An 11,574-nucleotide genomic window follows, 5' to 3' on the forward strand; every position below is an offset into this window, starting at 1 on the left:
TCTGTTTACATAAACTGAGATTAAAACAGTGGATATTCTTTGTAACAACTGCTATTTTGAATTTAAATGAGTATTAGCTGAACCTACTTGGGCTCACTTATCAATGGGGGTTCTGTGGTATAATAAAAGCATGGCTAATAAGAATAAATTACTATTGATTGATGGTTCATCTATCGCTTTTCGGGCATTTTTTGCCCTCTATAATCAGATTGATCGGTTTAAAAATCCTGTAGGTCTGCATACCAATGCCATCTATGGTTTTCACCTCATGTTGGATCACATGATGAAGCGGATTGAACCGACTCATGTCTTGGTAGCTTTTGATGCGGGCAAGACCACTTTTCGGACGGAGATGTACGCCGATTACAAGGGCGGTCGAGACAAGACCCCAGATGAGTTCCGCGAGCAGTTTCCTTATATTCGGGAAATGTTGGACCATCTGGGGATTGCCTACTATGATTTAGAAAATTACGAAGCCGACGATATTATCGGTACCTTGGACAAATTGGCTGAAAATGGAGAGTTTGATGTAACCATTGTCAGCGGGGACAAGGACCTGATTCAGCTGGCTGATGACAATACAGTCGTGGAAATTTCCCGCAAGGGTGTGGCGGAATTTGAGGAATATACGCCCCAGCACCTGATGGAGAAAATGGGGATTACGCCGACCCAGTTTATTGACCTCAAGGCTCTGATGGGGGATAAGTCGGATAATATTCCTGGTGTGACTAAGATTGGTGAGAAGACGGGGCTCAAGCTCCTGTTAGAGCACGGTAGTTTGGAAGCCATTTACGATCATATCGACAGCTTCAAGCCGTCTAAGATGAAGGAGAACCTTATTAATGATAGGGAACAGGCCTTTTTGTCCAAAACTTTGGCAACCATTAATATCCAGTCACCGATTGAAATTGGCTTGGATGACACCCTTTATAAAGGTCCTCGTTTAGATGAGTTAGCTAAGTTCTATGATGAGATGGATTTCAAACAATTCAAGGCTGGTCTGGGTCTCAAGGAAGAGGCTGAGCAGGTTGAAATCAAGTATCAAGTTGTTGATAGACTTGAGTCTGCTATGTTTGAGCCTGACCAATTCTTTTATTTTGAGGTTTTTAACGATAACTACCACCGTGAAGATATTCTGGCTTTTTCTTGGGGTAATAAAGAGGCCATCTATGTCAGCAAGAACCTAGACCTGCTTAAAGATCGGCTTTTCGTTGAGGCTCTCTCTAAGCCCATCAAGACTTATGATTTTAAGCGGAGCAAGGTTCTCCTGAGTCATTTAGGAATTGAGCTGCCAACAGCTGATTTTGATAGTCGCTTGGCTAAATATCTGCTGTCAACGGTGGAAGACAATGAGCTTTCTACCATAGCCAGCCTCTATGGACAGACCCCACTAGCCAAGGATGTAGAAGTCTATGGCAAGGGGGCCAAGAAGGCTGTGCCTGAGGACCAAGTTCTCTTCCAACACCTGGCAACCAAGTTGCAGGTCCTAGTGGAGACCGAACCAGTTCTCAAGGAAAAATTGGCTGAGCATGGTCAGTCCGACCTGCTCTTTGATATGGAATTGCCTCTGGCTAATGTCCTAGCTAAGATGGAAATTACTGGCATCAAGGTCAATCGCCAGACCCTCAAGGATATGGAAGTAGAAAACCAGGTGACCTTGGATGCTTTGACCCAGGAAATCTATGATATGGCTGGTCAGGAGTTCAACATCAATTCACCTAAACAGCTAGGGACCATTCTTTTTGAAGAGATGGGCCTACCTACTTCCATGACCAAGAAGACCAAGACAGGTTATTCAACAGCTGTTGATGTTCTGGAACGTCTAGCTCCTCATGCTCCGATTGTGGCTAAGATTCTCGAATATCGGCAAATTGCAAAATTGCAATCTACCTATGTAGTTGGCTTGCAAGACTTTATCTTGGATGATGGAAAGATCCATACTCGTTACCTGCAAGATTTGACCCAGACTGGACGGCTTTCCAGTGTTGATCCCAACCTGCAAAATATTCCTGTTCGGCTGGAGCAGGGACGGCTGATTCGTAAGGCCTTCACACCTGAATGGGAGGATAGTGTCCTGCTCAGCTCGGACTACTCGCAAATTGAGCTGCGAGTGCTGGCTCATATTTCAGGAGATGAGCATCTGATTGCTGCCTTTAAAAATGGAGAGGATATTCACACGGCGACAGCCATGCGAGTTTTCAATATTGCTAGACCTGAGGATGTCACACCGAATGACCGTCGCAATGCTAAGGCAGTCAACTTCGGCGTTGTTTATGGTATTTCGGACTACGGCCTATCTCAAAATTTAGGCATTAGCCGAAAGGCGGCTAAGAATTATATCGCCACCTACTTTGAACGCTTCCCTGGTATCAAGGATTATATGGAGCGAGTGGTCCGTGAGGCCAAGGACAAGGGCTATGTTGAGACCCTCTTTAAACGCCGGCGGACCTTGCCAGATATCAACTCACGCAACTTCAATATTCGTAATTTTGCAGAGCGGACAGCTATCAATTCCCCAATCCAAGGGAGTGCCGCTGACATTCTCAAGATTGCTATGATTAATCTGGACCAGGCTCTGGAAGCAGGCAGCTTCAAGACCAAGATGCTTTTGCAGGTGCATGATGAAATTGTTTTGGAAGTGCCCAATGCAGAACTGTCTGCCATTAAGAAACTGGTCAAGAAGACCATGGAATCAGCTATTGTGCTGGCTGTTCCCCTTCTGGCAGATGAAAATTCCGGCAAGACTTGGTATGAGGCTAAATAAGTCAATACTAATTAATGATATTCAAAAAACTGAATCTGTCTGCCACTCTGTAAAATTTGATACAACCATCTAGCTGCAGTAGCCCCAATGATTTTCTTAAAATTCTTTGAGTTGTTATAAGGGGCTAGTAGCTTATAAAGGAGGTTCTTATGACCTATCACTTTAAAAATCCTAGTGATGCCACCATCAAATCCTATCTGCAAGAAGCAAAGATCATTGCGGTCGTCGGTCTCTCCAATCGAACTGAGACAGCTGCCTATAAGGTGGCCCAGATTCTGCAGGAGGCTGGTTATCAGATTATTCCTGTCAATCCCAAGCTGGTCGGTCAAGAAATTTTGGAGCAGACGGTCTATGCTTCCTTGCAGGATATTCCAGTTCCTATTGATATTGTGGATGTCTTCAGACGCAGTGAATTTTTGATTGATGTGGCCCGTGATTTTGTTCAAACGGATGCCCGTGTTTTCTGGGCTCAATTGGGCTTGGAAGCTCAGGATGCTGAAGAATTTTTACGCCAGTCTGGGCGTGATCAGATTGTCATGAATCGTTGCATCAAGATTGAATACAACCGCCTCCTAGGCTCTGATGCTTGAGCGGTATCCCTAATTAAAGGGAGTTAGTAAGGAAAATCGCCAGTCCAACTTTAGTGGCTGGCCTTTAAGGTTAAGCACGTTAGTGCTCAGACCTTATTCTTCCCTCAAACAGCGCTCTTTTAGAGACCTAGTAGTAGTTTGTGCTATAATGAGAATAAATAAGACTCTTCGAAAATCAAAAGATCCGTCCTTAACTCACGTTGCCGTACCTTAGCACTACCTGCAGTTCGGATAACAGGCGACACTCAGATAGAATGGTCGTTTTCCTATTTTACCTGAATTAGTGAGCGAGCTAGGACATCGCTATAGAGATTGCCGTTAGGGAGTAGGACAGAAGGACTTTGACAATCAAATCTTCGTTGACCTCCCAGCAAGGGTGGCTATCTGTCTGCTGTATCACGAGATGATATCAAGACAGCAGTCACCTATTGCGACATCAGTTACTTTAGAGGCTGAGGTCTATGCTCCTTCCGACTTTTGATTTTCGTTGAGATAAGACTAGAGAAAATGGGAGGTGGCGATGGAAAAAGATCGCATGGCTTTGGAAGCATATGAGACTGTTCTGGAGCATCTGAGAAGCAAGCATATTCGGATTACAGAAACCCGCAAGGCTATCATCCGTTACATGATTGCTACCAAAAGTCATCCAAGTGCCGAGATGATTTATGAGGATTTGCTGCCAGATTTTCCAAGCATGAGTTTGGCCACAGTTTATAATAATCTCAAGGTTTTGGTTGATGAGGGTTTTGTGACGGAGCTCAAGCTCTGCAACTACAGTACGACCTATTATGATTTTCTGGGCCACCATGAGGTTCACATTGCCTGTGAGAAATGTGGCAAGATTACTGATTTCTTAGATGGCGATTTGCGGGATATGTACCAGGAAGCTAGTCAGCAGACGGGCTATAAGGTGACCCGCAGTCAGGTTATGCTCTATGGTCTTTGTCCTGATTGTCAGGCTAAGGAAAGAGGCTAGGATGCAAATGAGGCTCCCATCTTTATAAAAGTTCAACCCTAATTATAAAAAGCGAATTAAGTTGGCTTTCTGCCATTCAGCATTCTACCTTATTCGCTTTTATTTTTTATCAAGTCTAAGAAGGAGGAATTTCTAAAATCAGAACCTTTTTCTGCTTATCCTGATGATTTCTGGAATTCCCTTAATTTCAGTTAGCTTTTATGTTATAATGAATCTACAGAAAATTTAGACAATAAGGAAAAGGAGAGTTTATGCTAACAGCTACTGATGTTGTCAAGGCTCACGAGGTCCTTAAAAATGTGGTTGAGCGGACACCGCTGGAATTTGACCGCTACCTGTCGGAAAAATATCAGGCCACAATCTACCTCAAACGAGAAAATATGCAAAAGGTTCGTTCCTTTAAGTTGCGGGGGGCCTATTATGCTATCCACCAACTGTCGGATGAAGACAAGGCTAATGGCGTTGTCTGTGCTTCAGCTGGGAATCATGCTCAAGGGGTTGCTTACACTTGTAACGAAATGAAGATTTCGGCCACGATCTTTATGCCGATTACGACTCCTCAGCAAAAGATTACACAGGTTAAGTTCTTCGGTGGGGCTTATGTGGATATTCAGCTAGTCGGTGACACCTTTGATGCTTCCTCTCAAGCAGCTCAAGAGTTTACCAAGGCACAGGGCCGTACCTTTATTCCTCCTTTTGATGATGACAATGTTCAGGCCGGTCAGGGGACAGTTGCCTACGAAATTTATGAACAAGCTAAGGACGAAGGGGTTGATTTTGACAGCATCCTCGTACCTGTTGGCGGCGGTGGCCTGATTGCTGGTGTTGCCACCTATATGAAGGACGTATCGCCTGACATTCGGGTAATTGGTGTTGAATCCAATGGAGCCCGCAGTATGCGGGCTGCCTTTGATAAGGGCCATCCGGTTAAGTTGGAGCATATTGATAAGTTTGCAGATGGGATTGCTGTTCAGAAGGTTGGCCAAAAGACTTATGAAGTGGCCCGACGGACAGTTGACCAGTTGATTGGTGTCGATGAGGGCTTGATTTCCGAAACCTTGATTGATATGTATTCCCGCCAAGGGATCATCGCTGAACCTGCGGGGGCGGCGTCAATTGCGGCTCTGGAGGTACTCAAGGATGAGATTAAGGGTAAGACCCTAGTCTGCATCATCTCGGGTGGTAATAATGATATCAACCGGATGCAGGAGATGGAAGAAAGAGCTCTGATTTACGATGGCGTCAAGCATTATTTTGTTGTCAACTTCCCTCAAAGGCCTGGTGCTCTGCGGGAATTTGTGAATAATATCTTGGGTCCCCATGATGATATTACTCGGTTCGAGTACATCAAGCGGGCCGCCAAGGGAACGGGGCCTTGTCTGGTGGGGGTGACCTTGTCTGATAAATGTGATTATGATGGTTTGCTCAATCGCTTGGCAGGCTTTGACCCTGATTATATCAACTTGCACGGGAATGAAAGCCTTTATAATATGTTGGTCTGACTTCAGTCGGATTAGCTTATGATTACCCCAGATTTAATGTGACAGTCAGATAAGCGAGCCTATAATGCTTGATTATCTGATATAGTAAGAAGTTTAGGCCAGCCACCCTAGTGGTTGCCGTAGGAAATAGAGGCATTTTAATGGCCTATTTCCTTAACTTATTGAATGAACTCGCCTACATCACTGTGGAAAAAGAAGAAGCTTCCTAGATGCTTAGTTGCATCTGCGTCTCCTTCCCTATTTCCTGTGTGGTGCTTAACTGCTTAGTATCTTATTTGAAAGGAAAGTCTCATGGGTGTATTTTTAGTATTTTTATTATTTTGTTTGATTGTCTTTATCTTCTTTTTGGTCAGCTCCCTCTATGTGGTTCGGCAACAATCAGTTGCTATTATTGAACGCTTTGGTCGCTACCAAATGACCTCTGGCAGTGGAATTCATATGCGTCTGCCCTTTGGGATGGATAAGATTGCGGCTCGGGTCCAGTTGCGACTCTTGCAAAGTGAGATTGTCGTTGAGACCAAGACTAAGGATAATGTTTTTGTCATGATGAATGTGGCAACCCAGTACCGAGTTAATGAGCAAAATGTTATTGATGCCTACTACAAACTGATGCGGCCAGAAGCTCAAATTAAGTCTTATATTGAAGATGCTCTGCGGTCTTCTGTTCCCAAATTGACCTTGGATGAACTCTTTGAGAAGAAGGATGAAATCGCATTGGAAGTGCAGCATCAAGTAGCTGAAGAAATGTCCACCTACGGCTATATCATCGTTAAGACCTTGATTACTAAAGTTGAGCCCGATGGAGAAGTTAAACAATCCATGAACGAAATTAATGCGGCTCAACGGAAACGTGTGGCTGCCCAAGAATTGGCCGAAGCCGATAAGATTAAAATCGTGACTGCCGCGTCTGCCGAAGCTGAAAAAGACCGCCTGCATGGGGTTGGTATCGCCCAACAACGGAAGGCTATCGTTGATGGTCTGGCTGAATCTATCGCTGAACTCAAGCAAGCTAATGTTGGTATGACTGAGGAGCAAATCATGTCCATCCTCTTGACCAACCAATACTTGGATACTCTCAATACCTTCGCTAACCACGGTAATCAAACCCTCTTCTTGCCAAATAATCCAGAAGGGATAGAAGATATCCGCACGCAAATCCTCTCGGCCCTCAAGGCTAAATAGGATTTGAATAGTTAAAAGGCCCGCTCCCATTAATGGGGGTGGGTCTTTGTCTAGGTATTCGGTATTCGTTTGTAATGAGAAAATTTTCTTAACTGAAGAGGTTTTGATTGATTAGATTGAAAAATACCCCTAGTTAGAGAGATTTCTCCTTGGGTTTAGTCTTGTTTTCAGAATTCTTTAGTGGCTTGAAGCCTGTCAGGCTAAGACCGACAACCAGGCCGATGACTGCAAAACTAATCCAGCCCATATTGTAACTACCTAATGGTAGGGTCTTAGTGAAGAAGTTGGTCAGAGCACTTGGCAAGATGAAGAGCTGGGTTTGAGCTGACAAGGTACTGAAGGCATCAAAGAGTCCTGCAATGGCAGTGAACCCGAGAGTTGCCTTGTAAACTAGAGGGTTGTAACCAATCCATTTTTTCAAGAAGATGAGAATGACGGTTACGATAGTCAGTGGGTATAGCAGATAAAGAACGGGAATTGACCATTTGATAATTTGATCAAGGCCGCCGAAATAAAGGATAATGCCAATCAGGGTGAAAGCAGTTGCCCAGACAATGTGAGAAACCTTAGGAAAGACCTTGTGGAAATATTCAGCACAAGCGGTAATCAAGCCGGTAGCTGTTGTCAGGCAAGCCAAGAAAATGGCCATCCCTAGAACGATTTGCCCTAGGTTACCCATATAGTGGGCGGCTGATTGAATGAGGACAGGTCCACCATCAGAAATTGGGGCAGAGTCTTGGGTAAAGATGCCTTTTGAGAGCTCAAAGAGAGACTGAGAGCTTGCTCCTATACGGGCAACAAAGATATAGATGGCTGCCAAAATAATGGCTGAGATAATACCCGATTTGAGGGTCAGACTGGCAACTTCGTTTGCGGTCTTAGCCCCGTGTCCCTTGGCAGCGTCAATAACCAGGATAGCGAAGGACAAAGAAGCCAAGGCATCCATGGTGCTATAGCCCTGAATCAAGCCAGTGACAAAGGGCAGGCTCTTGAAACTATCACTGACAGCTGGAGAAGCATTGTGGGCAGCGCCGATATGACCAGCAGGGGAAATAAAGGAAGCAAGGATCAAGATGCCTAAAAAAATCAAGAGGGCAGGGGTCAGATATTTCCCAATCCGGTCAGCAATCTTACTTGGCCGAACAGCAATCAGATAGGAGAGTCCAAAGAAGACCAGACCGTAGATGATGTGGGCGACTTGACCGCTACCAAAGAAGGGTTTAATCCCAATCTCATAGGAAACGGCTCCGGTCCGAGGGATGGCAAAGAAGGGGCCGATGGTCAGGTAGAGGGCAATGGCAAAGAAGAGGGCATAAGCCTTAGAAGCCGGTCTGGCGATGGACTCCACATCGCTTTTGCCTGAGTAAGCTACGGCCACAACCCCTAGCAGGGGCAGAGATACTCCAGTAATACAGAAGCCAAGGATAGCCAAAGCCAAGTTTGTTCCAGAGTAAATTCCCAGATAAGCAGGGAAGATTAGGTTACCGGCCCCAAAGAAGAGGGCGAAGAGCATGAATCCAATGGTCCAGTAGGTGGATTTTTTTTGCATAATTTCCTCCAATAGAATTTGGGCAAAATTAAAATTGCCTATAATTGTGTAAAATTGTTTGACAGTTCATTATAGCAGGCAAAAGTTGAGGCTGTCAATTGGTAAAGTTGCCCTAGTTTAAAAAATCAAGGGCAACTAGGTTTGCTCAAGCGCTATTATCGACCGCTTGAGCCTCCCGTCGTCAAGGGACCAAGCCAGTCTATCCTTTTCATCAAGACTGGCTAGGAAAGCCACCAAGATAAGGCCTCAGGCTATGCTTTGAAATCCGGTAGGGGTCTTGCGGTTCTCCTTGCTTGGTCATTAGATGCTCTTGTATAAAGAAAACCTCCACAAGGTTGATTTTTTCTGTGGAGGTGAGTTGAATTTTTTGTTTTAGCCTAGGAAGCGTTGTAGGAATTCCTTGGTGCGGGCTTCTTGGGGATTTTCAAAGATTTGTTGGGGCGTGCCTTGCTCGGCGATGACACCTTTGTCCATGAAGATGACCCGATCAGAAACTTCTTTGGCGAATTCCATTTCGTGAGTTACAATCAGCATGGTCAGACCAGATTTGGCTAGGTCTTGCATGGTTTTGAGAACTTCACCGACCATCTCAGGGTCTAAGGCTGAGGTCGGTTCGTCAAAAAGGATAGCTTCTGGATTGACTGACAGGGCGCGTGCGATGGCCACCCTTTGCTTTTGTCCCCCTGAGAGCTGGGCTGGTTTGGCCTTCCAGTATTGCTCGCTCATGCCGACCTTTTCTAGGTTGGCATGAGCAATCTTGGTGGCTTCGGCCTTATCACGCTTGAGAACGGTTGTCTGAGGGACAATAGCATTGTCTAAGACATTGAGGTTGGCAAAGAGGTTGAAGGATTGGAAAACCATGCCCAGTCTTTCGCGGTAAGTGGTCAGGTCGTAACCTTTTTCCAAGACGTTTTGGCCATGATAGAGAATTTGTCCTTCGGTTGGGTCTTCTAAAAGGTTGATAGACCGCAGGAAAGTTGATTTCCCTGAACCTGAGCTCCCAATGATGGAAATAACTTCTCCCTTATTGACGCTGAGAGAGATGTCCTTGAGGACTTCATTTTGTCCATAGGATTTTTTTAAATGCTTGATTTCTAAAATTGGATCTGCCATTAGTGGGCACCTCCTTGGGTGTAATTATCTTGGTCCAGACGGTGTTCCAGATAACGCAGGATACGGGTTACTGTGAAGGTCAGGATAAAGTAGATAACAGCGATGATGAGGAAGGTTTGGAAATACTTGTAGGTCTGGGTGGCCACGGTATTACCAGAGAAGTAAAGCTCGACAACGGAGATAACATTGAGGACTGAGGTATCCTTGATGTTGATGACGAATTCGTTCCCTGTAGCTGGTAAGATATTTCTCACTACCTGAGGCAGGACAACCTTGCGCATGGTTTGTCCGTGGCTGAATCCAAGGGCGGTGGCCGCCTCGAATTGTCCCTTATCAACGGCGTAGATACCACCACGAACGATTTCACTCATGTAGGCACCTGTATTGATGGAAACAATGAAGATAGCGGCCCAGGTCCGGTCCAGATTGACTCCGAAGGCTTGGGCAGTCCCATAGTAGATAACCATGGCTTGAACAATCATTGGGGTACCGCGGAAGATTTCAATATAGACATTGAGAATCCAGCCGAAGACCTTTTGCAGGAGGGCTAGCGCCTTGTTGCCTGCTTGTGGCGCTGTTCGGTAGACACCGATTAAGAGGCCAATGACCAAGCCGACCAAGGTACCGACAATCGAAATGAGGAGGGTAATTCCAGTTCCACGCAAGAATTGGTGCCAGTTGTTTTTGAGAATGGTCCAGGCTTGACCGAGGAAGCCGGTTTCTTTCTTGCTGTTAGACGGCTGCTGGGTAATCATCTTATCCATGAGCTTGAGCCGTTCTTTTTCTGGAATGGTCGCCAGGATTTGATTGACTTTTTCTTGGGTTGCCGTGTCATCCTTGCGCAGACCAACAGAAAGGGCGGTGTCTGAAGGATTGGTTTTGAAGCCCTCTTTGAGGGAAACCATCTTGAAATCCTTGCTAGAAGCCATAGCTGTCTTGGCTTCTGGCCTTTCAGAAACATAGGCATCGATAACGCCTGATGAGAGGGCCTGCCGCATTTGCGAGAAGTCTCCCATGGCCGTTTGTTTTTTGACCCCTGAAATTTGGTCAATCAGACCGTAGAGATAAACCCCTTGCTGGGCAGTGACCTTAGCTCCCCTGAAGTCAGAGAGTTTGGTCGCACTGGCATACTTACTATCAGACTTAACAACAAGGACAGGCTCACTGGTATAGTAGCTATTAGAAAAGTTAATTTCTTTCTTGCGCTCTTCGGTTGGGCTCATCCCAGCGATAATGAGGTCAATTTTCTTGGAAGTCAAGGCAGGTAGGAGGCCATCCCATTTGGTCTTGACCACCAGAAGCTTCTTGCCCATGCCCTTGGCAATTTTTTTACCAATTTGGACATCGTAGCCATTGGCATATTGCTGGCTACCTTCAATAGGGACGGCCCCGTTGGAGTCGTCATTTTGAGTCCAGTTGAAAGGGGCGTAGGCGGCTTCCATCCCGACACGCAGGTACTCATCAGCCTTAGCTGTAGACAGTCCTCCAAAGAGGATGGCCAGAGCTAAAATCAGACTGAAACTTATTTTTTTAATGTGATTCATCTCTTACTCCTATGAATAGCTTGAAACATAAATCAAGGCATAAATATACATACTACCCTATTTTACAGGAAATAAGGGAGTATTTCAATGGGAGGTGCTTGGTTTTTTCAGCCATGCTAGGTGCCCAGTTTTTCGCCTTAAAAAATACTTTATAGGCCCAAGGCTGGGCTGCTTTGCCGTACCTACTGAGGAAAGCGAAGCTTTCCCTATTTCCAACCTCAAAAGGTCTTCCCAGACCTTTTGAGCTACCTGCAGTTCGTGCAACGCAGAGCAAAGTTGGTCGATTTCACCAACTTTGCGAGGTTAGTAAGGAAGCAAGGCAATCGCTATGGAGATTGCCGTTTGGGAGTAAGA

The 11,574-nt window shown here is 45.4% G+C and carries 8 protein-coding genes; 5 read left to right on the forward strand and 3 right to left on the reverse strand.

Translation table 11 applies throughout. The features are described 5' to 3' along the window. Positions 1-130 precede the first annotated feature (130 nt). The 5 genes from polA (at position 131) to DYE66_RS03010 (ending at position 7,014) form a co-directional block, all read left to right on the forward strand. Positions 131-2,764 (forward strand): DNA polymerase I, encoded by a 2,634-nt coding sequence (polA, locus tag DYE66_RS02990; protein ID WP_044123879.1) that lies wholly within the window; start codon positions 131-133, stop codon positions 2,762-2,764. Between the two features lie 149 nt (positions 2,765-2,913). Next, complete coding sequence (locus tag DYE66_RS02995) at positions 2,914-3,354, forward strand: CoA-binding protein (RefSeq protein WP_002999182.1); 441 nt, start codon at positions 2,914-2,916, stop codon at positions 3,352-3,354. Positions 3,355-3,874: 520 nt separating this feature from the next. Next, complete coding sequence (perR, locus tag DYE66_RS03000; protein WP_002999111.1) at positions 3,875-4,330, forward strand: peroxide-responsive transcriptional repressor PerR; 456 nt, start codon at positions 3,875-3,877, stop codon at positions 4,328-4,330. Positions 4,331-4,581: 251 nt separating this feature from the next. Then, a complete protein-coding gene (gene ilvA / locus DYE66_RS03005; protein ID WP_002999106.1) occupies positions 4,582-5,832 on the forward strand; it encodes a threonine ammonia-lyase IlvA in 1,251 nt (416 codons plus the stop codon). Positions 5,833-6,123: 291 nt separating this feature from the next. After that, positions 6,124-7,014 carry an SPFH domain-containing protein gene (locus DYE66_RS03010; protein WP_115324892.1) on the forward strand — a complete coding sequence of 297 codons (891 nt, stop codon included), beginning with the start codon at positions 6,124-6,126 and terminating at the stop codon, positions 7,012-7,014. 133 nt (positions 7,015-7,147) lie between these two features. Here the strand turns inward: DYE66_RS03010 and brnQ are convergent, their stop codons facing one another. The 3 genes from brnQ to DYE66_RS03025 form a co-directional block, all read right to left on the reverse strand. Beyond that, entirely contained in the window at positions 7,148-8,563 is a 1,416-nt protein-coding gene (brnQ, locus tag DYE66_RS03015) for a branched-chain amino acid transport system II carrier protein (RefSeq protein ID WP_115324894.1), read from the reverse strand. Positions 8,564-8,935: 372 nt separating this feature from the next. After that, positions 8,936-9,676, reverse strand: a complete 741-nt coding sequence (locus DYE66_RS03020) for an amino acid ABC transporter ATP-binding protein (protein WP_002999176.1) — start codon at positions 9,674-9,676, stop codon at positions 8,936-8,938. Next, a complete protein-coding gene (locus tag DYE66_RS03025; protein WP_002999167.1) occupies positions 9,676-11,220 on the reverse strand; it encodes an ABC transporter permease subunit in 1,545 nt (514 codons plus the stop codon). Before DYE66_RS03025 ends, DYE66_RS03020 begins: the two co-directional genes overlap by 1 nt. Between the last annotated feature and the right edge of the window lie 354 nt (positions 11,221-11,574).

Origin of the sequence: Streptococcus downei MFe28 (genome assembly GCF_900459175.1) — a bacterium.
Taxonomy (GTDB): domain Bacteria; phylum Bacillota; class Bacilli; order Lactobacillales; family Streptococcaceae; genus Streptococcus; species Streptococcus downei.

What these genes read in the sequence shown, in the direction of transcription:
- DYE66_RS03025 (WP_002999167.1), bottom strand. Translation starts at nt 11,220, where the DNA reads ATGAATCACATTAAAAAAATAAGTTTCAGTCTGATTTTAGCTCTGGCC.
- perR (WP_002999111.1), top strand. Translation starts at nt 3,875, where the DNA reads ATGGAAAAAGATCGCATGGCTTTGGAAGCATATGAGACTGTTCTGGAG.
- ilvA (WP_002999106.1), top strand. Translation starts at nt 4,582, where the DNA reads ATGCTAACAGCTACTGATGTTGTCAAGGCTCACGAGGTCCTTAAAAAT.
- polA (WP_044123879.1), top strand. Translation starts at nt 131, where the DNA reads ATGGCTAATAAGAATAAATTACTATTGATTGATGGTTCATCTATCGCT.
- DYE66_RS02995 (WP_002999182.1), top strand. Translation starts at nt 2,914, where the DNA reads ATGACCTATCACTTTAAAAATCCTAGTGATGCCACCATCAAATCCTAT.
- DYE66_RS03020 (WP_002999176.1), bottom strand. Translation starts at nt 9,676, where the DNA reads ATGGCAGATCCAATTTTAGAAATCAAGCATTTAAAAAAATCCTATGGA.
- DYE66_RS03010 (WP_115324892.1), top strand. Translation starts at nt 6,124, where the DNA reads ATGGGTGTATTTTTAGTATTTTTATTATTTTGTTTGATTGTCTTTATC.
- brnQ (WP_115324894.1), bottom strand. Translation starts at nt 8,563, where the DNA reads ATGCAAAAAAAATCCACCTACTGGACCATTGGATTCATGCTCTTCGCC.